Raw genomic sequence first — 23,243 nt, 5'->3', positions numbered from 1 at the left:
CCCTCGCGCGGCTGTGCTCGGGCGCACAGTGCGATGCGGGCCACGGCACACGGTATCGGCCCCGGACGCAACAGCCGACGCGGGATCACCGCCTCTCACGCAAACTTCGGCGGTCATGATCGACGATTGGCCCGGTTTTTTGCGCGGAGTTACGCTCGCCCGCATGACCGAAGAGCTACTCGACGCCACCGACCACGAGATCCTCGGCCTGCTGCGCGAGGACGCCCGGCGCACGCTGTCGGACATGGCCGGCCGGGTCACTTTGTCGACGGCGGCGGTCAAGCGGCGGATCGACCGCCTCCGCGAGACGGGCGTGATCACGGGCTTCACCGTCCAGGTCGACCACGCGAAGCTGGGCTGGGGCATCGAGGCGTTCACCGAGCTGCGGTTCGTCGGCAACACGAAGGTCGCCGAGATCCTCCGCACGACCACGCGGATGCCGGAGGCCCAGGCGGTGTTCACGATCGCGGGCGACCCGGACGCTCTCGTGTGGCTGCGCGTCCGTGACATGGCCCACCTCCAGAAGACGATCGACGAGATCCGCCGCCACCACCAGATCACCGGCACCAAGACGCTGATCGCCCTGGAGTCCTGGTCGCGTGGGCACTAGCGGCACGCTCTCCCAGCGGCCGGATCTCGCCGAGGCGACCTGTGCCATCCCGTACCCGCCGGGTTCGCCGCGGTAGACGGTGGGCGAGCCGCCTGGTCCGCGCCCTCCGGGTCGCGAGACCTGTTCGCTCGACGGCCGTCCAAGCAGCTCTCGCCGACCGGCGGCGCCGGACCGGCCTGCCGTTCGATCGCCACGGCTCGGTGCTGGTCCCCGAAGTACCCGCACCCGGACAGAACACCTAATCGCCCAGCAGTACGCCCGAGTCGCGCTCCCGTTGCAGGAAGAATTCCGGCCATTCGAGCGAGTCCGGCGGTGCCTCCAACGCGGTCGCCCGGCGGCGCATCTCGGTCAGGAAGTCCGTGTCCAGCACCGTCCGGGCCGAGATCGGTTCGCGCAGCAGCGTGCCGGCCGGGCCTTCGTACAGGTAGGCGTCCACGCCGGGAAAGCCCTTCGTGCCCGGTGGGAAGTCGCGGTCCAGCGGGAAGTACGACGCGTCCAGCTGTCCCAGCCACGAGCTCTTCAGCGTGATCAGTGATGGCCACGAGCCCAGCCGCGGTTCGAGCCGCGCGTTGTCCTTCAGGAAGCCGCGGTGGTCCGCGACGACGAACGCGCTGCCCGGGTACTCCTGCTCCAGGCGGCCAACCGCGCTGCCCGTGTTGTGGGTCAGGTGCCCGAGTCCGAACAGCAGCAACGCTTTCCGGTGTTTCTGCAGCACCTGTGTCTTGAGCACGGACACGATCGCCGGGTCGCGGTCCTCGAACGGCGTGAAGTCAGCCGGGTGGTGGATCCTGCTCCAGTCGACCGGTGGATCGCAGGCCAGCACCCGGATCCGGCGGCTCGCCGGCAGCGTCGTGTTGACCTGCCGGACCAGCGGGAACAGTTGTTCGTAGAACGTCGAGAACCCGCAGCTGGGCTGGGTGGTGTTGCGCCACACCGGCCGGACGTCGGCGATCGGGATGTCCGCGCCGGCGATGTAGGCGTCCAGAATCGGCTGGTACAGCGAGTTCCCGCATTCCACGGCGATGTCGTTCACCTTGCCGGGCAAACGTGGATCGCGGACCAGGTCGAGCAGGAAGCTCCCGACGTCCGGGCTGGACTTGGCGACGAGCGCGTGGTCGTCGAACGCGGCCAGCAACGCGCCCGCGGCGTCCGGCGACGACCGCGACTGATCGGCGGTGGCCGGTGTGGCCGGCGTGACCACCAGGCCCATGGCCGCGAGCACGGCCAGGAAGATACGCATGAACGGCTCCTCGGAGCGACGAAGTTACCCCACTGTCTTACGTCTGTAAGACAACTCGGCCAGCATCCAGCCGCGCCCGAGCCGTTGTCAAGGGCGTCCCACGATCGTGTCAGTGCCGGAAGGCCTCCGCGAGCCACCACGAACCGCCGTCGTCGGCGATCTTCGCGTCGATGACCAGGGGCGCGTCGCGCGGTCCGGCGAGCCAGTCCTTCACCGCGAAGAGGTCCTCGGCCGACCGCACGGTGACGCCGGCGCAGCCGAAGCCGCGGCCGATGGCGGCGATGTCGGAGTCGGGGAACCGGACCGTGGTCATGTCGGCGTCGCCGAAGTGGTGGATCTCCGCGCCGTACGCGGCGTCGTTGTAGACGATCACGACCAGCGGCAGGCGCAGCCGGACCGCGGTGTCCAGCTCGGACAGTGCCATGTGGAACCCGCCGTCGCCGGTGCCCAGCACCGGCAGCCGGTCCGGGCGGGCGAGCGCGGCGCCGATCGCCGTCCCCAGCCCCAGGCCGACGCTCTGGAACGCCTGGGTGAAGCAGAACCCCAGCTCGTCGGGGACCGAGAGGTACGCGCTCGGGTAACCCATGAAGTTGCCCGAGTCGATCGAGACGATCCGCTCGGCGGGCAGCAGGTCGTCCAGGAGCCCGCTGAGCGTCCGCGGGTCGATCCGGCCGCCGCGGGACAGGTCGTCGTGCTCGACGTCGTTCCAGCGCCCGGCCGCCGCGATCCGGCCGGCGACGTCTTCGGTCCGGTAGCCCACCGCCTTGTGGTCACCGAGCTCGCTCAGGACGTCTTCGGCGGTGCAGCCGGCGTCGCCGACGACGCCGAGGTCGATCGGCCGGTGCGCGCCGAGCGCGCCTTGCTCGAGGTCGACCTGGACCAGCGTCGCGTGCGGACTGAGCAGCTTCCCGTCGCGGGTGGTCCACGTGTTCAGCGCGCAGCCCCACCCGACGACGAGGTCGGCGCCGGCGATCAGCTCCGCGGCCACCGGCGAGGCGAACCCGCCCGAGATGCCCAGCGCGAACTCGTCGTCGTGGAAGAGCCCGTGCGCGACGGCCGACGTCGCCAGGAGTGCTCCGGTGCGCGAAGCCAGCTCTCGCAACGGTTCCCGGCTCCCGCGGGCGCCGCGCCCGGCGACGAACACCGGCCGTTCGGCGGCGATCAAGAGGTCCGCCAGGTCGGCCGCCGCGCCGATGTCGGGGCGCATCGGGGCCGGTCCGGGGATCGGCGGCAGCGGGTCCGGCACGTCCGGCGGGTCGGGCGCGAGCTGCGCCTGGACGTCGAGCGGCAGGTTCAGCACGACCGTCCGGCGCTCCTGCAGGGCGGTCCGGAAGGCCCGGACGGTGTCCGCGACCGCGCTCGCGGCGGAGTGCACCCGCTCGGGCACCGCGCCGACCGCGGTGGCCAGCCCGTCCTGGTCGATGCGGAAGTTCGACAGCACCGACGAGCCCGCGGAGTCGGCGGTCACCACGAGCATCGGCGTCCGGCTCTTGGCCGCCTCGGTGATTCCGGTGACGGCGTTGGTCAGCCCGCAGCCCTGGTGCAGCGACAGCACCGAGACCTTCCCGCTGATCCGCGCGTAGGCGTCGGCCATGCTCGCCGCGCCGCCCTCGTGGCGGGCCGCGACGAACCGGACGCCGCCCGCGCGCAAGGCGTTGGTGACCTCGAAGTTGCCGCTGCCCACTACGCCGAACGCGGTGCCGGCGCCGAGGCCGGCGAGGGTGCGGCCGACGAGCTCGGCGACGTTCACCGCTCCACCAGGGCCAGTACGCGCGCCGGGCTGCCGGATCCGCCGACGATCGGCAGCGGCGAGACGATCAGCAGCACGCCGGTCGGCGGCAGGGACGCGAGGTTCTGCAGCTGCGTCAGGCCGTGCTTCCCGGCGCCGAGCAGCAGCTCGTGGCACGGGAACATCGGCTCGAGGCCGGGCGCCTGGCCCGCGTCGGTGCCGACGGTCTCCACCCCGAACCCGGTGATCGAGGCTTCCTCGGCGAGCCACCGCGCGCACTCCGCGGAGACGCCGGGGGTGTGCGAACCGGTCTCGTCGGCGTTGAGGAACTCGTCCTGGTCGCCGCCGCGCGCGTCCCAGCCGGTGCGGTAGAGGAGCCAGCCGCCGGCCGGCAGCGGCCCGTGCTCGGCCGTCCACGCGGTCACGTCGTCCACCGAAAGGAGGAAGTCCGGGTCCGCGGCCGCCCGTGCCGAGAAGTCGAGCACGACCGCGGGCGCGACGAGCGTCTTCAGCGGCACCTGCGAGACGTCGTGGCCGTCCTTTCCGGACACCCAGTGCACCGGCGCGTCGAGGTGGGTGCCGGTGTGCTCGCCGGTGTGGATGTCGTTCCAGTACCACCGCGGGCCGCGCTCGTCGTAGCGGCTGATCTCCTCGAGGCGGAACGGGATGGTGTTGGCGAAGGGCTCGGGCAGCCGGAGGATCGGCGTGCTCGGGCTCAGCGGCGCGGTGAGGTCGACGATGCCGACCGCCCCCGAGGTGATCGCCTGGCCCAGTCCGTCCAACAACGACATGCCTGCCTCCCGGGTGCGGGTGAACGTCTCGTCCGAGACCCTATGCCGGGAGCCCGGTCCTTGACAGGGCTCGATTCCGGGTGTTGTCTTAATGTCGTAGGACAGTAGGAGGGTGTGGCGTGATCGAGTTCGTCCTGGACGGCCGCTCGCGGGTCGCCACGTACATGCAGCTCGTCCTGCAGGTGAAACAGGCGCTGCGCGTCGGCCTGCTGCGCGACGGCGACCAGCTGCCGAAGGTGCGTGAAGTGGCCCAGGCGCTGGCGATCAACCCGAACACGGTGCTCAAGGCCTACCGCGAGCTGGTGCTCGAGGGGCTCGCGGAGGGCAAGCCGGGGGTGGGCACGTTCGTCACCGGCACCCTCGCCGGGCCGTCGCTCGGCTACCAGGCGCGGCTGCGCGAGGAGCTGGTGGCCTGGCTGGAGCGCGCGGAAGAGGCGGGGATGTCGGGTGACGACATCAGCGCGCTGATCGACACGACGATGCGCGGCACCACGCCGCCGTTCGACCAATGGAAGCTGTAGTGACCCCGAGGGGAGTCCGAAGATGGAGCTGGCGGTGGAGGCCAGGGCGCTGGGCAAGCGCTACGGGCGCAGCTGGGCGCTGCAGGACTGCGCGCTGACGCTGCCCGCCGGGCGGATCGCCGCGCTGGTCGGCCCGAACGGCGCGGGCAAGTCCACGCTGCTGCACCTGGCCGTCGGGCTGCTGAAGCCCGACGCGGGGGAGGTGCGCGTCTTCGGCCGCGACCCGCGTGACGGGCCCGTGGTGCTCGCCGACATCGGGTTCGTCGCGCAGGACACCCCGGTGTACCGGGACTTCACCGCGGCGGAGCTGATCACCATGGGCGGCAAGCTGAACCGCCGCCGGTGGGACGCCGCGCTGGCCCGCGAGCGGCTCGCCGCGCTCGGCATCCCGCCGGGCAAAGCCGTCGGCAAGCTTTCGGGCGGGCAGCGGGCGCAGGTCGCGCTGGCGCTCGCCCTGGCCAAGCGGCCGCGGCTGCTGCTGCTCGACGAGCCCATCGCGAGCCTCGATCCGTTGGCACGCCGCGAGTTCATGCAGACGCTGATGGGCGCGGTGGCCGAGAGCGAGACCACGGTGCTGCTGTCCTCGCACCTGCTGGCCGACCTCGAACGCAGCTGCGACTACCTGGTCGTTTTGCAGTCCTCCCGCGTCCAGCTGACCGGCGCGGTGGACGAACTGCTCGACGCGCACCGCACGCTCACCGGCCCGCGCGCCGGCAGCGAATCCATCGCCGGGGTCGCGGAAGTCGTCCGCGCGAGCCACACGGACCGCCAGTCGACGCTGCTGGTCCGCCGCGGTACCGGTTCGATCGATCCACTGTGGACGGAACACGAAGTGACCCTGGAGGACTTGGTGCTCGCCCACCTCGCCGCGGCCGGACCCCGCGTCGCCACGGAAGCCTGGGGGGTGCCGGCATGATCTGGCTGACCTGGCGCCAGTACCGCAGGCAGGCGTGGTTCACGCTCGCCGTCCTCGGGGCGCTCGCCGCGATCATCGTCCCCACCGGCCTGGCGATGCACGCGAAGTACGAGGATTCGGGCCTGGCCGCCTGCCGGGCCGCGCTGGGCCAGGCGTCGATGATCACGCAGACGGGGTCGGTGGCGAACTGCGACAGCCTCGCCCACCAGTTCCAGCAGCAGTTCGGCGGCATGGTGTTCGTCGCCGTCCTGTTCGTGATCCTGCCGGTGCTGGTCGGCGTGTTCTTCGGCGCGCCGCTCATCGCGCGTGAGGTCGAGCAGGGCACGCACCGTCTGGTGTGGACACAGGGCGTGAGCCGGCTGCACTGGGCGCTGGTCAAGTTCGGGCTGGTCGGCTCGATCACGGCGGTGCTGGCCGTCGGGTACGCGCTGGGCGTGTCGTGGTGGTTCGAGCCGCTGGTGAGCGCGACCGGCCGGCTGGGCTACTTCGCTTTCGACGTCCAGGGCGTCGTCCCGGTCGTATACACGCTGTTCGCCCTCGCGCTCGGGATCTTCGCCGGGACGTACTGGACGAAAGTGCTGCCCGCCATGGGCATCTCGCTCGTCGGTTACGCGGTGGTCCGCGTCGCGATCGAGGTCTTCGCCCGCCCGCGGTACCTGCCTGCGCAGACCCTCACGTTCGCCCCGGACAGCGGGCAGACCCCGAACATCGCAGCGGGCGACTGGGTGATGGACCAGGGCGTGCGCAACGCGGCGGGCGACATGGTGCTGCCCAACTCGCAGATCGGCCCGTGCGGCGCCGAAGGCTGCGGCACGGGCGGCGCCGGCCCGGGTGCCTACAACTAGATGGAATACCAACCGGGGGACCGGTTCTGGACGTTCCAGGGCATCGAAACGGGCATCTTCGCGGTGCTGACGGCGGCGCTGGTGTTCTTCGCGATCCGCCGGGTCCGCGTGCTCGCCTGACCCGCGCCCGGCTCACGATTTCCGGCCCCAGAACGCGCGGACCACCTCGGCGAAGGCGCGCAGCCCTTCCGGGCCGCGTTTCTTCGCGATGTACACGCACACCGGCAGCGCCGCGACGAAACACGCCGCGAGGCAGAGCACGACGTAGAAGGGCGCCGCCACCCACGAGCTGACACTCACCTTGACCTCGCTCATCACGCCGCCCGTCCCGGTACCGGCGGTGCTCGTCGAAGTCGGTTCAGCTGGGGTGTTCGGTGCTGCGGAGGGCAGTCCGGGTCTGCCCGGTCGCCATCGGCCACCGTGATACCCGCCCGGCTTGCACCGAGCCACGCACACAGTCGTTGCGACCCGGTGCGCTCCGGACCCTCCGGTCGGATCTTAACCCGGATCTGACCGCGGGTACACGACCGAATCCGTGCCGTATGCCGGCGCCTCCGACGAACGGCGGATTTACAACGTTGTATCCAGCGGGTAAGACTGTTTTTACAACGTTGTAACAACCGCGGAGGCTGATACCCGTGTCGCTGAGCCGCAGGCAGTTCGTCGCCGGAGCCGTCGCCGCCAGTCTGTTCGCGAGTACGCGGGACGCCGGGGCCGCCGTTCCCGGGGGCCGCACCGTCGCTCCCGCGGCCGGCGGGTTGTACACGCCGAACGCGGCTCCGCTCAAGCCCACCGCGTTTCTCAAGCTCCCGCCCGGCGCGGTCACCGCGCGCGGCTGGCTCGCCGGGCAGCTGCGCCTGCAGCTCGACGGCCTGTGCGGGCACTACGCCGAGACGTCGCACTTCCTCGACTTCGCCACCAGCGGCTGGGTCCACCCGGAGCGCACCGGCTGGGAGGAGGTGCCGTACTGGCTGCGCGGCTACGTCGACCTCGCCGCGGTCACCGGCGATGTCACCGCGAAAGCCACCGCCGGCAAGTGGATCGACGCGATCCTCGCCACCCAGCAGTCCGACGGCTTCTTCGGTCCGACGGCGTTGCGCACCGCGCTCAACAACGGCCCCGACTTCTGGCCGTACCTGCCGCTGATGCAGGCCCTGCGCTCGTGGCAGGAGTACACCGGAGACGCGCGTGTCGTCCCGTTCCTGACCCGTTTCCTGCGGTACATGAACGCGCAGGGGCCGGGTGCATTCAACTCCAGCTGGGTGTCCGTCCGCTGGGGTGACGGGCTCGACAGCGTGTTCTGGCTGTTCAACCGCACCGGCGACACGTTCCTGCTCGACCTCGCCGACAAGATCCACACCTACGGCGCCAACTGGGTCGGCAATCTGCCGAGCCTGCACAACGTCAACGTCGCCCAGGGTTTCCGCGAGCCCGCGCAGTACGCGCTGCGCACCGGTTCGGCGTCGCTCACTCAAGCCACCTACCAGGACTACACCACGGTCATGGCCGCGTACGGCCAGTTCGCCGGCGGCGGGTTCGCGGGCGACGAGAACGCGCGTCCCGGCTTCGGCGACCCGCGGCAGGGCTTCGAGACCTGCGGGATCGTCGAGTTCATGGCCAGCCACCAGCTGCTCACCCGGCTGACCGGCGACCCGGTGTGGGCCGACCGCTGCGAGGACCTCGCGTTCAACTCCCTGCCTGCCGCGCTCGACCCGGCCGGGCGCGCGGTGCACTACATCACCAGCGCGAACGGCGTCGACCTCGACAACGTCCCCAAGAGTGAAGGCCAGTTCCAGAACGGCTTCGCGATGCAGGCCTACCTGCCCGGGGTCGACCAGTACCGCTGCTGCCCGCACAACTACGGCATGGGCTGGCCGTACTTCACCGAGGAACTCTGGCTGGCCACCCCGGACAACGGGCTCGCGGCCGCGATGTACTCCGCGAGCAGCGTCACGGCGAAGGTCGCCGACGGTACGGCGGTGACCATCACCGAGGACACCACGTACCCGTTCTCCGAGCAGGTCACCTTCACCGTGCGGACGCCTCGGAACCTGGCTTTCCCGCTGTACTTCCGGATTCCCGCGTGGTGCGCGACGCCGCGGCTCACGGTCGCGGGCGCGTCGGTCGCGGTGACCGCCGGGCCGTCGTTCGCGAAGGTCTCCCGCACCTGGGCGGACGGCGACGTCGTCACGCTGACGCTGCCGCAGCGCACGACCGTGCGGACCTGGAGCGCGAACCACGACTCTCGGTCGGTCGACCACGGCCCGCTGACGTACTCGCTGAAGATCGGCGAGAGCTACCAGTCGCTCGGCGGGTCCGCGCAGTTCCCGCAGTACGCGGTGCACGCGACGACGCCGTGGAACTACGGCCTGGCCGCCGACGCGGCGCTGACCTTCTCGGCGGCCGGGGGAACGTTGCCCGCCAATCCGTTCACCCCGGACGCCGTCCCGGTGAAGATCACCGCGTCGGCGCGGAAGATCGCCGAGTGGACCGCGGACGACCAGCACGTCGTCACGCCGTTGCAGGCGTCACCGGCGAAGAGTGACGCGCCGGTCGAGACGATCACGCTGATCCCGATGGGCGCGGCGCGGCTGCGCGTCACGTCGTTCCCGACGGCGGCGCCGGACGGTCATCCGTGGCTGCCTGGCGGCGGGGGAGCGGCCATCCGGATCGTGAACCGCAACTCGGGCAAGGTCTTGGGCGTCGATCAGATGTCCACAGCGGACAGCGCGCGGGTGGTGCAGTTCGCCGACAACGGCACCGACGACCACCTCTGGCACCTGGTCGCGAACGGCGACGGCTGGTACCGGATCCGCAACCACCACTCGGGCAAGGTGCTGGGCGTCGACCAGATGTCCACTGTGGACAGTGCGAAGGTGGTCCAGTTCGCCGACAACGGCACCGCGGACCACCTCTGGCAGCTGGTCGACAACGGCGACGGCTGGTGGCGGCTGAAGAACCGCAACTCCGGCAAGGTCCTCGGCGTCGACCTGATGTCGACGGCGGACAGCGCCCAGGTCGTCCAGTTCGCCGACAACGGGACAGCGGACCACCTCTGGCAGCTGCGTTAGAGAGCCTGTCGTGAGTGGTAATGCGGGTTAGAACCCGCATTACCGCTCACGACCGTGGCTAGCGTTTGATGCCGACGATCCCGGCCACGCACTTCGCGGAGCCGCTGAGCGGGGTGAGCCGGGGGCCGTCGGGCCACCACTCGTCGCACACCGCCAGTCCCGGCTGCGACGTCGCGTTGGGCTGCAGGAACTCCAGGCCCGGCAGCATCGCCTCGATCTCGGTGCGGGTGCGGAACCGGCCGGCGCCGAGGGGGCCCTGGGTCAGGATGTCCTCGATGCGCTTGGCGATCGCGGTCAGCTCCGGCACCTCGGGGTCGAAGAAGTGCGACAGCACCACGTACGAGCCCGGCGCGAGCGCGTCGATGTACTCGCCTATGACGTCGGCGGCGCCGTCGCCCTCGAAGTGGTGCATCGTGCCGACGTGCAGCAGCGCGACTGGCTCGGTGAAGTCGATGTGGCGCAGCACCTCGTCGTTGCCCAGCACCGCTTCCGGCTTGAAGATGTCCGCCTCGACCATGTGCGTGAAGTCGTTCTCGGCGAGCAGCGCGCGGCCGTGCGCCAGGACCACCGGGTCGTTGTCGATGTAGACGACGTTCGTGTCCTTGTCGATGCGCTGGACGATCTGGTGCGTGTTCTCCGCGGTCGGCAGCCCGGACCCGCAGTCCACGAACTGCCGGATCTTGGTCTGGCTCGCCAGCATCCGCAGCGCGCGGTTGTGGAAACCGCGGTTGCCGCGGGCGATGTCCACCGCTTCCGGGACCGCCTGCCGGATCTTCTCCATCACCACGCGGTCGACTTCGTAGAAGTTGTGGCCGCCGAGGAACCCGTCGTAGATCCGCGCGATGCTCGGCCGCTCGGGATCCACCCCCACCGGCTTCTGGCTGGGAGAGCTCACGGACGGGGCGTCGGACATGGCGACCTCGCAGGACATCGGCGGGCGGCGTGGGCCACCCAGCGTAGTAGGTCGCGTCTCCGCGGTAAACGCGAGGTCAGCCGCTCGGGCGAAGCCGCTGGTCCGGAATGTCGTCCCGGCATCCGGCGCGGTCCCGGCGCAACCGCGCCAGGTGCTGCTCGATCCGCCGGTCGAGATCGCGCGCGGCCTCGGACAGTTCCGTCAGGTCGCGACGGGACCCCGGGTGGCCGAGCGCCCCCGTGTCCACTTCGTCCCCTGTCCTGTCCACTGACGGCACCTCCCGCGTCGGTCCGGCCCCTTCCCGCGCTGCGTTACTGCCCCATCCGGAGCACCCCAAAACCCCCGCGGCCGGTGAGCCGGGGCACGCACGAAGACGTCCGGGAAAACCGCGAATCTGTCCGTTCGAGTCACCGGGAAAGCCCTGGTGTGAATTTTGACCAGGTGGTAGAAATCTTGTGGAGCCGTGGCGGGCGTCCGCCACCGTGATCTCAGGAGCTGGGGATGAGCCTGCTTTCCGTGCAGCTGTATTCGGTCCGCGACGCGTTCGCGGCCGATCCCGCCGACACCCTGCGGCGTCTCGCCGCGATCGGCTTCACGCAGGTGGAGCCGTACGGCGTCGTCGAGAACGTCGAGGCGCTGCGGGCCGGGCTGCCGGCCAACGGCCTGACCGCGCCGACCGCCCACGCCCGGCTGATCGGCGCCGACCAGGCCGCCGTGTTCGCCGCGGCGGCCGAGCTGGGCATCGGCCTGGTGGTCGACCCGCTGGTCAAGCCCGAGCAGTGGCAGGACCCGGCCGACATCGCCGCGACCGCCGACGCGCTCAACGCCGCCGCGAAGGTGGCGGCCGAGCACGGCGTCGGAGTCGGCTACCACAACCACTGGTGGGAGCTGGAGTCCCGGATCGACGGCCGCGCCGGGTTCGAGGTGTTCGCCGACCAGCTCGACCCGGCCGTCGCGCTGGAGGTCGACACCTACTGGGCCACCGCGGGCGGCGAGAACGCGGCCGCCCTGCTGGGCCGGCTCGGCGACCGCGTCAAGGCGATCCACGTCAAGGACGGCGGCCTCGCCACCGACGCCTCCGGCCAGCTTCCCGCCGGTCAGGGCCAGGTCCCGATCGCCGAGGTGCTCGCCGCCGCGCCGGCCGCCCTTCGCGTGGTCGAGTTCGACGCTTTTGACGGCGACCTCTTCGAAGCCATCGCCGCCAGCTACACCTTCTTGACCGGCGCCGGGCAGTGACGGGCGGGCCGGTCGGCGTCGGGTTCGTCGGCGCCGGCGTCATCAGCGGCACCTACCTCGAGAACCTGACGAGCTTCCCGGACGTCCGCGTCCTGCGCGTCGCCGACCTCGACACCGAGCGCGCGGCGGCGCGGGCGGCCGAGCACGGCGTCCCGCGTTCGGGCACCGTGGCCGAGCTGCTCGACGACCCCGACGTCGAGCTGGTCGTCAACCTGACCACTCCGGCTTCGCACGTCGACGTCGGGCTCGCCGCACTCGAGGCGGGCAAGCACGTCTGGGCGGAGAAGCCGCTCGCGCTCGACCGCCAGACCGGCCGCAAGCTGCTGGACCGCGCGCGGGAGAAGGGCCTTCGCGTGGCCAGCGCGCCCGACACCGTGCTCGGCGCCGGGCTGCAGACCGCGCGGCGCGCGATCGACGAAGGCCGGATCGGGCAGCCGAACACCGCGCTCGCGCTGTTCCAGGTGCCGGGGCCGGAGAGCTGGCACCCCGCGCCGGAGTTCCTGTTCCAGGCCGGCGGCGGGCCGCTGCTGGACATGGGCCCGTACTACCTGACGACGCTGGTGCACCTGCTCGGCCCGATCCGCCGGGTCACCGGCGCCGGCGGCCGGGCGCGCGACACCCGCGTCATCGGATCCGGGCCGCGCGCCGGGACGGAGTTCCCGGTGACGGTGCCCACCACGGTCACGGCCCTGGTCGAGTTCGCCTCGGGCGGGTCCGCCCAGCTCGTGCTGAGCTTCGACTCGGCGTTGAAGCGCACCGGGTTCGTCGAGCTGACCGGCACGCTCGGCACCGCCGTGCTCCCGGACCCCAACCGGTTCGACGGCGCGACCGCGCTGCACCTGTTCGGTCAGGACGAGCCCGAAGAGCTGGAACCGAAGGGGCACAAGGCATCGCGCGGCACCGGCACGCTGGAGCTGGCGCGGGCGATCCGCGCCGGGGTGCCCGAACGCGCGTCCGGCGAGCTGGCCTACCACGTGCTCGACGCGATGCTGGCCATCGACGAGTCGCTGACCCGCGGGCAGCCCGTGGAGGTGGACAGCGTGGTCGCTGTGCCGCCCGCGTTGCCGGCGGCGTGGGATCCGTACGAAAAGACGCTCTAAAGCGGGACGGTGAGCAGGTTCTGCAGGGCGAACCGCAGCGAGCCGACCAGGTCCACATCCCCGGGCACGGTCAGCCACTGCACCTGCAGGCCGTCCATCAGGGCGATGAAGGTCAGCGCCGCGACCCGGGGGTCGACGCCGTCGCGCAGCTGGCCGCGCGCGGCGAGGACCTCGAACGACTCGCGCACGCCCGCGCGCGCGGCCCGGTAGTGCTCGACGAAGTAGTCGTGCGCCGGGTGGTCCGGGGCCACGGCTTCGGCGGCGAGCCGCGAGTAGAGGTCGACGATGCCGGGGTGGCGGACGTTGTGCTCGGCCAGCGCGACGAAGTGGCGCAGGACGTCGAGCCCGGGCGGGACGCGCAGCTGCTCGCGGTCGGAGTCGTCGGCGTCACGCCGTTCGAGGACGGCGGCGAGCAGCGCTTCCTTGGTCGGGAAGTAGTACAGGAGGCCGGCGTGGGTGATACCGACGCGTTTGGCGATCTCCCGCAGCGACGAGCTGTGGTAGCCGAGCTCGCCGTACGCCGCGGCCGCCGCCGTGATGATGTCCTCTCGGCGGATCCGGCCCTTCAGGTAGCCCCCGGTCACGGGGCTGCGGTGGTCTCGGCGACGTGCACGTCCCCATCATGCCGCAGCGGGATTTCGCACAAGCTGCGTGATCGGTCGAACAAATCAGTTGTGCGAATGCGCGGTTCTTGCGAGCATCGCGGAGTGAAGAGCGCGGAGCGGCAACGAGTGATCGTCGAGCGGCTGCGCGGCACCGAGCAGGTCGGTGTCGGCGAGCTGGCCGAGGTGACCGGCGCGTCGGAGATGACCGTGCGCCGGGACCTGGACCACCTCGCCGCCCGGGGTGTGCTGCGGCGGGTGCACGGCGGGGCCGTCCCGGCGTCGCCGTCCGGGGTGGAGCCGCCGTTCGCGGCCCGCGCCACGGCGTCCGCCGAGGCGAAGCGGGCCATCGCGGCCGCGGCCGCGGAGCTGATCGCCGACGGGGAGACCGTCGTCCTCGACAGCGGCACGACGGCGCTTGAGCTGGCGCGGTTGCTGCGCGACCGGGCGGTCACCGTCATGCCGCTGTCGTTGCACGCCGCCGGTGAACTGGCCGACGCGCCGCACGTGCGGCTGCTGCTGCCCGGCGGCGAACCGCGGCCGGGGGAGCAGGCGCTGGTCGGGCCGCTGACGCTCGCTTCGCTGCGGGCACTGCGGTTCGACGTCGCCGTGCTGAGCCCGTGCGCGTTCGACCTCGAAGCCGGGTTGACCGCGTTCGATCTCGCCGACGCCGAGGTCAAGCAGCAGGCCCTGGCGGTGTCGGCGCGGTCGATCGTGCTCGCCGACAGCGCGAAGTGGGATCGCGCCGCGCTCGCCCACGTGTGTCCCGCCGACCGTGCGGACGTCCTGATCACCGACCCGGGTGCCCCCGCGGACCAGCGTGCGGCGCTGGCCGAGCGGGGCGTGCTCGTGCACGTCGCTGTCCCCGTGCCAGACTCGCTGGAGAACCGATGACGACCGTTTCCGCCCGTCCGCGTGCCGCCCGTGTCGCGACGTGGATGTTCTTCGCCCTCAATGGGTTCGGCATGGGGATGTGGGTGGTGCACATCCCGAACGTCGAGCGCGCCACCGGCATCTCGCACAGCACGCTGGGCGCGTTGCTGCTGGTGCTCGGCGGCGCGGCGTTCGCCGGCATGCAGGTCTCCGGGCCGCTGGTCGACCGGCTCGGGCACCGCAAGCTGGTCCCGGCGGCCGGGGTGTTCCTCGGCCTCGCGCTGTGCGCGCCGGGGTTCGCGAACTCGTGGTGGACGCTGGGGCTCTCGCTGATCCTGTTCGGCTTCGGCAACGGCGCGATCGACGTCGGGATGAACTCGCACGCGGTCGTCGTGGAACGCGCGTACCCGCGTCCGATCATGGCCTCGTTCCACGCGATGTGGTCCATCGGCGGCGCGCTGGCCGCGGTGATCGGCGCCGCGACGCTCGGCGCGGGCGTCCCGACCGGCGTCACGCTCACCGGCACCGGCCTGGTGTGCATCGTGCTTTCCCTGGTGGCGGCCCGGTTCCTGATCGAGCCGGCCGACGCGCCCGCCGACGTCGCGGCGTCGGTCCCGGCGCCGACGTCCGCCCGCCGCACCTCGGGCCGGCTGATCTGGCTGCTGGGCGCGCTGGCCCTGGCGCTGATGCTTTCTGAGGGCGTAGCGAACGACTGGGCCGCGCTGCACATGGAGAAGGTGCTGGGCACCTCGGCTTCGACGGCGGCGCTGGCGTACGGCGCGTTCGCGGTGGCCATGACGACGGGCCGTTTCCTGACCGACCGCGTCGCGGCCTGGGCGGGCCCGGCGGCGATCGTCCGCTACGGCGCGGCCATGGCGGCGGTGGGGCTCTCGGTGGCCGCCGCGGCGCCGTGGGTCCCGCTGTCCCTGGTGGGCTGGGCGGTGTTCGGCCTGGGCCTCTCGGGCGGCGTACCGCAGCTGTTCTCGGCGGCGGGCAACCTGGACACACGCAACTCGGGCGCATTGATGGCCCGGGTGGTCGGCTTGGGTTATGTGGGCCTGCTGGCCGGCCCGGCGTTGATCGGCGGGCTGACGCGGTGGATGCCGCTGAACGTGACGTTCGCCGTCCCGGTGGTGCTGTGCGTCCTGGCGGCGCTGTTCGCGGGCGTGCTGACTCCGAAGCCGGAACCCGTGGAGCAGCCGGTGGCGTGACCTCGGTCAATGGTGGTGGGCCGGCTCCTCGTGGGCCTGCTCGGCGCCGGTCGCCGGTTAGGTGTGGACGACGACCGCCGTCAGGTGGGGGACCGCGTGCAGCAGCCGGTGCTCGACGTCGTGGGCGATGCGGTGGGCGGAGTCGTTCCGCCTGCCGGCCGACCCGACCCGCATCAAGGTCCTGGGCCCTGCTGCAGGGCGAGTCGTCGGTGGCCTGCCCCGGCCGACCTGGCCGGCGCGACTCCGACGGCGGTCAGCCGGCACCTGGCGAAACTGCGGCTGGCGGGCCTGGTGAAGGGCCGCCGCGAAGGCACGTTCGTCTACTACTCGGCGGCCGACAACCACGTCCGCGGCCTGCTGGCCCAGGCGTTGCACCACGCCGACCACCTGGACCGCGACCTGCCCCCGGGCGCACACGCCCAGCCGCACCACCCGCGAGCGGACTAACTCAGCGGCTGAGGGGCGCCGCAAGCCGCGCGACCAGCTCCTCGGCGATTTCCTTCGACGTTGTGCGCAGGTCTTCGGTCGGGAAAGCCTCTTCAGTCCCGATCCGGACCCGTCCGGGACTGTTCATGCTGAAGGTCGCCGTGTTCGCCGAAGCATCGCTGATCTTGCCGAGTCTGGTCGTCGCGGAGATCGGGTCCAACCCGATCGCCGGAGCGAGGCTGTCGGGTATCGGAAGATCGATGGCCAGGAGAGTATTCAGCCGGTCTGTGACCTGCGGTGCCAGGTGTTCTCGATCGAGGACCCGGCTGACGCCGACTTTCGGGAGAGGAAACCAGCACGTGCGTTGACCACCCCGCAGCACGGTGAGTCCGCATTCCCCGGCTCGCCAGTCAGCCGAAAACGCCCAGGCGGCATCCGCCGACGAGCCGACGCTGATGGCCTGTTCCTGCGAGAAGAGCCGCTCGGACCGCCCCAGCGCAGCCAGTTCGTCGCAGATCCGCTCGAGCTCCAGCACGCCGTGCCGTGCAGGCGAGGCAGCCGGAACGAGGTGCACCTCGACGAGCGGGCTCTGCGCCTGGTAGTGCCGCGGGAGTATTTCCGCTCGCCAGGTGACCGGGAGCTCCTCGAGCAGGGTCACCTGGCCTTGCTTCGCCGCCGGGAAGCCCGCCAGGGGCGGGAGAAGGGGCCGGGGGCCAAGCGGTGGTCGCACGTCGCGAGGCTGCCGGGTGATCACTCGCAGCAAGCCCTCTGCGCCCTCCGGGGTGTTGGACGGGATTTCGTACCAGTCCGCCGCGTTGGGCTGCAGGAAGTTCGGAATCTCGCGCTTATCGTGGCCGGGCAGGAGAACCGGAAGGAGTTTGGTCGTCCACCGCGTGCGATCACCTTGCAGGAGGTCGCGAAGCAGCGCCGCCTCCGCCTGGCCTCCGAGGTTCGAGTCGTTCGGCCCGTAGCCGTCACCCATCCGTCGATAACCTTCGGATGCGACGATCAGCACGTAGTCCGATTCCGTGATGTTCTTCGTCGCCCAGACCTGCCAGTCCTGCCGCTGCCCGGATGCCCAGCGATCGAGCACCACATCGACACCCTGGGTCACCAGGAAAGCGGCGAACTGCAGCACATCCTCGCGGTGCCGCTCGCTGTCGTGGGTGTACGACACGAAGACCTTCGGGTGATCACCGGGTTCGTGGCGGTCGTACTGCTCCGGCGACACCATCGGAAATCCTCTTCGCCTGGCCGCGCTCGCGGCGTTCGCACTGCGGGGAACGATAGCAACAGCGCACCGCATCGGTTTGCGATGGGGACCCGATGCGTTCCCGATGGGTGAGAAGAGGACAATTTCCGGTCAGTTTCCGCGTTCGCTCCCACGCCTGACGGCCGTCGTGGGAGTGTGCGTCACACGGATGATCATGCAGTGGAAGGGCGGTGCCGGTGACGGAACCGGGGGGAGCCGGAACCTCGCCGAGGGTATACGTTTCCTATGCGCACGATTCCGCGGAGCATACCGACGCGGTGCGCGAGTTCGCGGCCTTCCTGCGGACGGAGGCGGGTGTCGACGCGCGCTTGGATGCCTGGTCAAGCGGGGTCCGGCGAGATTGGACCGCGTGGACGATCGGTCAGTTGAAGAAAGCGGAGTTCGTCCTCGTGATCGCTTCTCCGCAGCACAAAAGCATTGTCGACGGTGGCCCGTCATCCGCAACCGGGAGGGCGAACCAGCTCGAAGGCGCCATGCTCCGTGACAACCTGGCGCGAGATCTGCCCGGTGAGACGCGGCGGATCCTGCCGGTGGTCCTTCCCGGTCACACCGCCGACGAGATCCCGGATTGTCTCTGCGGCTATTCCGCGACGCATTATCGCGTCTCGGAACTGACGGTGGACGGCGTCCGAGACCTGCTGGCGGTGCTCGCGGGCATGCCACTTCACGCGATGCCGCCACTGCGTCCCTTCGTGCCGCCGGCGCCGCGCGTCGACCCGGTCGTGCCAGGGCTGCCAGGCCAGCAGGAGCGGACGGCCCGGATCCTGGCTGCGGACGCCGAAGTCGAGATCGGGGAGTCCCGGTACTTGGTCCAGAGCGGCACGCTCGACGTCCGGCCCAGCAGGGACCAGGCATCGGTCGAGCGCAGGGCACGGGCGTTGCGGATCGGCCCTCCTCACGAACACGTCTGGCTCCGCCAGGTGGAGCTGCGCCAGGAGACTCCGGCCGCAAAAGCCGCGTCGGCCGCTGTGGTCCGCGAACACGGCCTGCTGGTCGAGCTCCAGGGCCGGGACCGTGGGCTGCCTCGCGCTTTGCGCTTGGTCGAAGACAGCCGTTCGGTGACGTCCGTGACCCTGTGGCCGGTGTCGCGATCACTCGGCGGACCGTGCGACGCCTTGGCTGCTTGGTTGCCTCATCGAGGCGAGACGATCGACGACTGGCAGGTTCGCCGGACGCTGCTCGGTTTGGCCGGTCTCGGCCGAACCCTGGCACTTCTGCACGCCCAAGGCCTGGCACACCGCAGGCTCGCGCCCGCCGAGCTCGTGCGGTTCGACGACGGCAACGTGCAGGTGCGAGACCTCGGGTTGGCGGTGACGTCATATCAGCCGGGTGAGGGGCCGGGACCGTACCAGGCTCCTGAGCAGGGCGTTCGCCACAACGGACACGTCGGCCCGTGGACCGACGTCTACCAGGTCGCCGCCGTGACCTATCACATGATCACCGGATTCCCGCCGGCCCCGGCGTTTCCGCTGCCCTTGCGGGCATCAGGAGCGGTCCTTCCGGCGGGTGTCACCGCCGCCGTCGACACCGCCCTGGTGCCCGATCCCTCCCGCCGCCCCGACATGCGTTCCTTCGTCGCGGCGCTCCAGGCCGTCCGTGACCATCGTCTGTGAGGAGTACGGACTTGCTACGCGTCGTCGATCTGCGTGGACGGATCTCCCTCGTGCCGGGGAAGTCACTCGACGCACGCTTGCTCCAGCAGTCGAAAGACCACCCCGGCATCCCGGTGGGCGTCGGTCGGATCGCGGCCGATCTCACCAGCCGGCCGGACGGAGTCCCGGCCACCCTGAGTGAACCATTCCGCAAGGGGAGTGACTGGAGCCTGCTCCTTTACACCCACGCCTACGTCGTACGGCTTTTCGTGAGCGGGGACGGTGATGCGTACACGATCGCGGGGATCAACCCGCTCCGTCTCGACGACCACGACCGGCTGGCGCGCGGGTGTCTCCTGCTGAGGACGAACTGGCACCTGGCCTTCGGATACCGGCAGATCCCCGCGGGCTCGTCCGCGCACTGGCATCGGCTCACCGCGGAATGGGCCGCGTTGGCCGCGGGGCCGGACGGGCAGCGCGTGACGCCTCGCTCCAGCCCGGCACAAACGCGGTTTCTCGATCGGCTGGACACCCTGATCGAAACCGACCGGGAGCTGGCCGCGCGGCGAGCCGTTACCGTGCCGACCTACCCGTACAAGTCGGTGCAGCCGGCAGGGGAACGGCGATACAGCAGTTCGTCGGTCTACGTGTTCAAGGTGGTCGGTGGCCGGGTCCCGGAACGGGACAAGTTCGTCCGGCTGCGGGGAGAGTCCGGGCAACGTGGTCAGGTGACCCGGGTCGACGGCACCGAGGTGACCGTTCGCTTCGACGAGCCGATCGGCTGGGACCGACTCAGCCCGCAAGGTGAGCTCGAACTGACCTCGAGCGACGTCGTGTTCGCGAAGCAACGTGAGGCGGTCGCGCTTCTGCGCGCGGGGAAGATTCGCAACCGCTCGCTGCTCTCCGTGCTCGTCGACCATCAAGTGCGCCCGTTCCAGCCGGTTCCGGAGAATCCGGGAGAGGTGCTGGACGAGGACCAGCTGGCCGCGTTCCGCAACGCGCTCGGGGTGACCGACATGCAAGTGGTGCTGGGGCCGCCTGGTACGGGCAAGACCCGCACGATCAGCCAGATCGCCCGTGCGTGCGCGCTGTCGCCCGACCGAGGACCGGTACTGGTTGCCTCTCACACGAACCGTGCTGTCGACAACGTGCTGGCCAAGCTGCCGAAGGACGTGGTGGTCGTCCGAGTCGGGAACGAGGGAAAAGTCGATCCGGATGGCCGGTCCTTCCTGCTGGAGCGGTTGGCGGCCGAGCACCGCGGTGAAGTCCTGGCCGCGACCGCGGCTGCGCAGAGCAGGTACGACGGGCTGCCGAGCGCGGCCGGCTGGGCTGGGGAACTCGGTCGCCGGATCGGTGGGCTGAGAGCGGCGATAGAGGCGGAACGGGCTGCGGGAGCGGGTTTGGCCCTCGCGCGTCGAAGCGTGGGTGGGCAGGTGGTCGAGCGATTCGATGCGGCCGTCGCCACTCTTGCCCGGCTGCAGACGCGAGTAGCCACGTTGCGGGGCAAACTGGACCGGCTCGGCCGGCGTGATCATCGCGCTCGCGGCCGGGCACCGTGGCCGTTGTTCGCCGGGCCGGCGAGGGCGCTCGCCCGGCGGCGAGCGCGATTGCTGGCCGCGCGGCAGACTGACCTTTCCGCGTTGCTCGAGGTCGTCGGCGTACACCGCGGCGAAGTCGCCCGGGCCGAGCACGCCTTGGACCTGGCAACCCGCGGCATCCCTCAAGTCCAAGCTGCGTCATTCGCTCTTCAGCAGGCAATCGGCCGGACAGCCGACTTCAGACTGCAAACACTGAATGCCGCGTCCGCGATCAAGGCCGCCGTGGGGCCGGCCGATGTCCTGCCTCAGGTCCGTACGGACCTTGACGCGAACACGACCTTGGCGGCGCTGACCGACCTGCACACCTGGCTCGGCCCGCGCCTTGCCTTGTTGCGCGCGCGAGCGGAGTTGCTCCGGGAATGGCACGACGAGGTCGCCGGTGCCGTCGAGCAGCTCTATCCCGAGCTGATCCGCTATGCGGACGTGATCGGTGCGACGTGCATCGGCGCCGCCTCGCGTCCGGAGATCGCCGAGGTCGAGTTCGATCTCGCGATCGTCGACGAGGCCGGGCAGATCAGCTTCAGCAATCTCCTGGTCCCGCTCGTGCGGGCGGAGCGCGCGGTACTGGTGGGCGACCATCGCCAGCTGCCCCCGTTCGTCGACGACGAGCTGGAAGCCTGGGCGAAGGAGTCCGGAGATCCCGAGCTGCGGGACCTGCTCACGAAAAGTGCGCTGGAGGTGCTGGTGGAACGCCTGCCGGAGAGCCACGTCGTCCAGCTCCGCCAGCAGCGCCGGATGCCCAAGGTGATCGCGGACTTCATCTCCCAGACCTTCTACGACGAGACGTTGAAGACCATGGTGGCGAGAACCCACGACGACCCGCTGTTCGCCAGTCCGCTGGCCTTCGTCGACACGTCGGAGCTGTCCGTGGATCAGCGAGCCGAGACGCGCGCGCAGCAATGGGACCCCCGGCTGCCGGGCGGCTCCGTGAACCACGCCGAGGCTCGCCTGTTGAGTGCGCTCGCGGCATTCTACGAACGACGTCACGAGGAGTGGGCCTTGATCGTTCCGTATGCGGCTCAGGTCAAGCTGATCAAGGAGCTTCTGCGCGGTGAGCTTCTCGACCCGGACACCATCGACGCCAACGTCGGGACGGTGGATTCCTTCCAAGGCGGGGAGCGTGACGTGATCCTTTACGGCTTCACCAGGAGTAACCGATCCGGAAATGTCGGGTTCTTGGGTGAGTTGCGACGGGCGAACGTGGCGTTCACCCGCGCCAAGCACCAGCTGGTGCTGACCGGTGACCTCGGCATGCTGCGCCGAGCGGAGGACCCCGGCTTCCGGAAACTGGCTCGCGCGCTGGGCGACCATGTCGCCCGGTCGGGTGACGTCCGCCCGTACGAGGAAATCTGGCGTCTGTTGGACGAAGAGGAGCCGGGGGCCGGCGCGTCGTGACCACTCGCAAGTACCTGATGCGCTACCCGGAAGAGCGTGTGCTCGAAGACGCGGCTTTCGGGCACGGCCTGACGCCGGCCCGGGTTTTCGCCGTGCTCTTGCCGGTGTGGCAGGTCGAAGTGCGGGCGACGACGACCGACGGCCGGCCGTACGCGCTCATCGACCGCTATCTCGAGAGGGGCATCGCCGAAGCCGGGTTGGGCACAGTCGGCGAACTGGCGGCCTTTCTGGCACTGGACGAGGCACTGGTCGACCGGGCTCTTCGCGTTCTCGGCCGGCTGGGACACATCCGGACGCGTGACGGCAGAATCGAGCTCACCGAGCTCGGGACGCGGTCCCACCGCGACCAGGTGTGCTACATCGTCGAACGGGAAGACCGCCGTAAGCTGTACTTCGACGGCTTCCGGTCGTTCCCGCTGAGCCGCGCGCACTACGATGCCGGCGTGGTCACTTTCCTGTCCCCCCAGGACATCCCTGCGGCGACGTCCGGCGACCGGAACCGCATCTTCAAGATGCTCCACACCACCCGGGGGTTCCGTCGTGAGGCTCTGATGGAGCTCGCCGGCCGCCCCGACCGCGACTACTTCAACTTGCCGCTGCGAATCGATCGCCCGGAAAGCCTCGGCGAGGAGTGCGTGTACTTGCCGACGTTCATCGTGCGCGCGCTGGAACCGGGCGGCCGGGTCCGGCATCTCGTCTACAGCCAGGCTTCCGACGCGGCGGATCCGGATCTGGGAGAGCTCTGTGAGACGACCCCGGAAATATCTTTCGTGCTCGAATCGGACGCGGCTGCCTCCAGTGCCGCGCGCGCGGAAACCCGGATCACCGAATGGCTGCGGCGCATGTCGTTGGAGGACTGCCGCCCGGTGCGGTCGGCACACGGTGCGTGGCGGGTCGTGGTGCCCGCCAAGAGCTTCGAACCTCAGGGGCGGGTGCCGCTGCACAAGCTGGGATCTTTCGTGGTGTCGGGCACAGACCTGCTGCACATCTGGTGTACGGATCGGAAGACGCGAGAACGGGCGCTGCTGGAGCGGGTCGACCTGTTCCTCGGCCGCCGGACGCGTAGCGGAGCGGACAAGGTGAAGAACCAGGCTGCCAGGATGGTCAGGCAGCTCGAGCTGGGTGCGGTCGGACTGCCGGAGATCCGCGACCTGGCCGTGGGCGCAGGGTTTCGGGATCTGGCCGCGCGGCTCGGTGAGGTGCTGAACAGCGGGGTGTCCGAGATCTGACCGGAACCTGTCCGGCCGGGTTGAACCATCAAGTGGACAGTTCCCAGTCAATTCCCGGAACAGGGCCGTAAT

Annotated in this window: 20 protein-coding genes and 1 pseudogene; 13 read left to right on the top strand and 8 right to left on the bottom strand. The window is 70.5% G+C overall.

Annotation, left to right across the window (positions count from 1 at the left end):
• Positions 1-163: 163 nt before the first annotated feature.
• A complete protein-coding gene (locus ACLJQZ_RS25155; protein WP_410622328.1) occupies positions 164-610 on the top strand; it encodes an Lrp/AsnC family transcriptional regulator in 447 nt (148 codons plus the stop codon).
• Positions 611-848: 238 nt separating this feature from the next.
• Here the strand turns inward: ACLJQZ_RS25155 and ACLJQZ_RS25150 are convergent, their stop codons facing one another.
• The 3 genes from ACLJQZ_RS25150 to ACLJQZ_RS25140 form a co-directional block, all read right to left on the bottom strand.
• Entirely contained in the window at positions 849-1,850 is a 1,002-nt protein-coding gene (locus tag ACLJQZ_RS25150; protein ID WP_410622327.1) for a hypothetical protein, read from the bottom strand.
• 109 nt (positions 1,851-1,959) lie between these two features.
• Complete coding sequence (locus ACLJQZ_RS25145; protein WP_410622326.1) at positions 1,960-3,600, bottom strand: thiamine pyrophosphate-binding protein; 1,641 nt, start codon at positions 3,598-3,600, stop codon at positions 1,960-1,962.
• The gene (locus ACLJQZ_RS25140) at positions 3,597-4,370 is read right to left on the bottom strand and encodes a cyclase family protein (protein WP_410622325.1); all 774 of its coding nucleotides are present in this window, start codon (positions 4,368-4,370) and stop codon (positions 3,597-3,599) included. The genes ACLJQZ_RS25145 and ACLJQZ_RS25140 overlap by 4 nt, the downstream gene beginning before the upstream one ends.
• A 119-nt stretch (positions 4,371-4,489) precedes the next feature.
• On the opposite strand from ACLJQZ_RS25140, the gene ACLJQZ_RS25135 reads away from it, so the two are divergent.
• From ACLJQZ_RS25135 to ACLJQZ_RS25125, 3 genes are read left to right on the top strand one after another with little or no spacing between them, the layout of a single operon-like run.
• Positions 4,490-4,891 (top strand): GntR family transcriptional regulator, encoded by a 402-nt coding sequence (locus ACLJQZ_RS25135; protein WP_410622324.1) that lies wholly within the window; start codon positions 4,490-4,492, stop codon positions 4,889-4,891.
• 22 nt (positions 4,892-4,913) lie between these two features.
• The gene (locus ACLJQZ_RS25130) at positions 4,914-5,807 is read left to right on the top strand and encodes an ABC transporter ATP-binding protein (protein ID WP_410622323.1); all 894 of its coding nucleotides are present in this window, start codon (positions 4,914-4,916) and stop codon (positions 5,805-5,807) included.
• Positions 5,804-6,652: an ABC transporter permease gene (locus tag ACLJQZ_RS25125; protein ID WP_410622322.1), complete on the top strand. Its 849-nt coding sequence runs from the start codon at positions 5,804-5,806 to the stop codon at positions 6,650-6,652. Before ACLJQZ_RS25130 ends, ACLJQZ_RS25125 begins: the two co-directional genes overlap by 4 nt.
• Before the next feature lie 132 nt (positions 6,653-6,784).
• Here ACLJQZ_RS25125 and ACLJQZ_RS25120 read toward each other — a convergent pair whose 3' ends face one another.
• On the bottom strand, positions 6,785-6,967 hold the full coding sequence (locus ACLJQZ_RS25120) for a hypothetical protein (RefSeq protein WP_410622321.1): 183 nt from the start codon (positions 6,965-6,967) through the stop codon (positions 6,785-6,787).
• A 323-nt stretch (positions 6,968-7,290) separates the two neighbouring features.
• Here ACLJQZ_RS25120 and ACLJQZ_RS25115 point away from each other — a divergent pair, with 323 nt between their 5' ends.
• A complete protein-coding gene (locus ACLJQZ_RS25115; protein WP_410622320.1) occupies positions 7,291-9,723 on the top strand; it encodes an RICIN domain-containing protein in 2,433 nt (810 codons plus the stop codon).
• Positions 9,724-9,781: 58 nt separating this feature from the next.
• Here the strand turns inward: ACLJQZ_RS25115 and ACLJQZ_RS25110 are convergent, their stop codons facing one another.
• Positions 9,782-10,636, bottom strand: coding sequence for an SAM-dependent methyltransferase (locus ACLJQZ_RS25110; RefSeq protein WP_410622319.1), 855 nt, complete (start codon positions 10,634-10,636; stop codon positions 9,782-9,784).
• A 76-nt stretch (positions 10,637-10,712) separates the two neighbouring features.
• Positions 10,713-10,904: a hypothetical protein gene (locus tag ACLJQZ_RS25105; protein ID WP_410622318.1), complete on the bottom strand. Its 192-nt coding sequence runs from the start codon at positions 10,902-10,904 to the stop codon at positions 10,713-10,715.
• A 233-nt stretch (positions 10,905-11,137) separates the two neighbouring features.
• Between ACLJQZ_RS25105 and ACLJQZ_RS25100 the strand changes: the two genes are divergently transcribed.
• Entirely contained in the window at positions 11,138-11,872 is a 735-nt protein-coding gene (locus ACLJQZ_RS25100; RefSeq protein ID WP_410622317.1) for a sugar phosphate isomerase/epimerase family protein, read from the top strand.
• Complete coding sequence (locus ACLJQZ_RS25095) at positions 11,869-12,972, top strand: Gfo/Idh/MocA family protein (protein ID WP_410622316.1); 1,104 nt, start codon at positions 11,869-11,871, stop codon at positions 12,970-12,972. The genes ACLJQZ_RS25100 and ACLJQZ_RS25095 overlap by 4 nt, the downstream gene beginning before the upstream one ends.
• Here ACLJQZ_RS25095 and ACLJQZ_RS25090 read toward each other — a convergent pair.
• Positions 12,969-13,556: a TetR/AcrR family transcriptional regulator gene (locus ACLJQZ_RS25090; RefSeq protein WP_410622315.1), complete on the bottom strand. Its 588-nt coding sequence runs from the start codon at positions 13,554-13,556 to the stop codon at positions 12,969-12,971. The two genes, ACLJQZ_RS25095 and ACLJQZ_RS25090, sit on opposite strands and share 4 nt — an antisense overlap.
• A 123-nt stretch (positions 13,557-13,679) precedes the next feature.
• Here ACLJQZ_RS25090 and ACLJQZ_RS25085 point away from each other — a divergent pair, with 123 nt between their 5' ends.
• The 3 genes and pseudogenes from ACLJQZ_RS25085 to ACLJQZ_RS25075 all read left to right on the top strand — a co-directional run bounded on the left by ACLJQZ_RS25085 (position 13,680) and on the right by ACLJQZ_RS25075 (position 16,105).
• Positions 13,680-14,468 carry a DeoR/GlpR family DNA-binding transcription regulator gene (locus ACLJQZ_RS25085; protein ID WP_410622314.1) on the top strand — a complete coding sequence of 263 codons (789 nt, stop codon included), beginning with the start codon at positions 13,680-13,682 and terminating at the stop codon, positions 14,466-14,468.
• Positions 14,465-15,658 carry an MFS transporter gene (locus ACLJQZ_RS25080; RefSeq protein ID WP_410622313.1) on the top strand — a complete coding sequence of 398 codons (1,194 nt, stop codon included), beginning with the start codon at positions 14,465-14,467 and terminating at the stop codon, positions 15,656-15,658. Before ACLJQZ_RS25085 ends, ACLJQZ_RS25080 begins: the two co-directional genes overlap by 4 nt.
• 127 nt (positions 15,659-15,785) lie before the next feature.
• A pseudogene (locus tag ACLJQZ_RS25075) lies at positions 15,786-16,105 on the top strand (ArsR/SmtB family transcription factor).
• 1 nt (position 16,106) lies between these two features.
• On the opposite strand, the gene ACLJQZ_RS25070 reads toward ACLJQZ_RS25075, so the two are convergent.
• The gene (locus tag ACLJQZ_RS25070; protein ID WP_410622312.1) at positions 16,107-17,318 is read right to left on the bottom strand and encodes an SEFIR domain-containing protein; all 1,212 of its coding nucleotides are present in this window, start codon (positions 17,316-17,318) and stop codon (positions 16,107-16,109) included.
• A 209-nt stretch (positions 17,319-17,527) separates the two neighbouring features.
• Between ACLJQZ_RS25070 and ACLJQZ_RS25065 the strand changes: the two genes are divergently transcribed.
• The 3 genes from ACLJQZ_RS25065 to ACLJQZ_RS25055 are packed head-to-tail and all read left to right on the top strand — an operon-like array spanning position 17,528 to position 23,171.
• Complete coding sequence (locus ACLJQZ_RS25065) at positions 17,528-18,970, top strand: SEFIR domain-containing protein (RefSeq protein ID WP_410622311.1); 1,443 nt, start codon at positions 17,528-17,530, stop codon at positions 18,968-18,970.
• Positions 18,971-18,981: 11 nt separating this feature from the next.
• Positions 18,982-21,942, top strand: a complete 2,961-nt coding sequence (locus ACLJQZ_RS25060; RefSeq protein WP_410622310.1) for a DEAD/DEAH box helicase — start codon at positions 18,982-18,984, stop codon at positions 21,940-21,942.
• Positions 21,939-23,171, top strand: coding sequence for a hypothetical protein (locus ACLJQZ_RS25055; protein ID WP_410622309.1), 1,233 nt, complete (start codon positions 21,939-21,941; stop codon positions 23,169-23,171). The genes ACLJQZ_RS25060 and ACLJQZ_RS25055 overlap by 4 nt, the downstream gene beginning before the upstream one ends.
• Positions 23,172-23,243: the final 72 nt, after the last annotated feature.

The sequence above is a fragment of the Amycolatopsis sp. cmx-8-4 genome (assembly GCF_046548675.1).
In the GTDB taxonomy this organism is placed as follows: domain Bacteria; phylum Actinomycetota; class Actinomycetes; order Mycobacteriales; family Pseudonocardiaceae; genus Amycolatopsis.
The sequence above is the reverse complement of the archived record's forward strand: the minus strand, read 5'-3'. Positions and strand labels throughout refer to the sequence as shown.

Excerpts from the sequence above, each read along its gene's own strand:
- ACLJQZ_RS25080 (WP_410622313.1), top strand. The coding sequence starts at position 14,465 with ATGACGACCGTTTCCGCCCGTCCGCGTGCCGCCCGTGTCGCGACGTGG.
- ACLJQZ_RS25140 (WP_410622325.1), bottom strand. The coding sequence starts at position 4,370 with ATGTCGTTGTTGGACGGACTGGGCCAGGCGATCACCTCGGGGGCGGTC.
- ACLJQZ_RS25150 (WP_410622327.1), bottom strand. The coding sequence starts at position 1,850 with ATGCGTATCTTCCTGGCCGTGCTCGCGGCCATGGGCCTGGTGGTCACG.
- ACLJQZ_RS25120 (WP_410622321.1), bottom strand. The coding sequence starts at position 6,967 with ATGAGCGAGGTCAAGGTGAGTGTCAGCTCGTGGGTGGCGGCGCCCTTC.
- ACLJQZ_RS25110 (WP_410622319.1), bottom strand. The coding sequence starts at position 10,636 with ATGTCCGACGCCCCGTCCGTGAGCTCTCCCAGCCAGAAGCCGGTGGGG.
- ACLJQZ_RS25070 (WP_410622312.1), bottom strand. The coding sequence starts at position 17,318 with ATGGTGTCGCCGGAGCAGTACGACCGCCACGAACCCGGTGATCACCCG.
- ACLJQZ_RS25125 (WP_410622322.1), top strand. The coding sequence starts at position 5,804 with ATGATCTGGCTGACCTGGCGCCAGTACCGCAGGCAGGCGTGGTTCACG.
- ACLJQZ_RS25130 (WP_410622323.1), top strand. The coding sequence starts at position 4,914 with ATGGAGCTGGCGGTGGAGGCCAGGGCGCTGGGCAAGCGCTACGGGCGC.
- ACLJQZ_RS25155 (WP_410622328.1), top strand. The coding sequence starts at position 164 with ATGACCGAAGAGCTACTCGACGCCACCGACCACGAGATCCTCGGCCTG.
- ACLJQZ_RS25100 (WP_410622317.1), top strand. The coding sequence starts at position 11,138 with ATGAGCCTGCTTTCCGTGCAGCTGTATTCGGTCCGCGACGCGTTCGCG.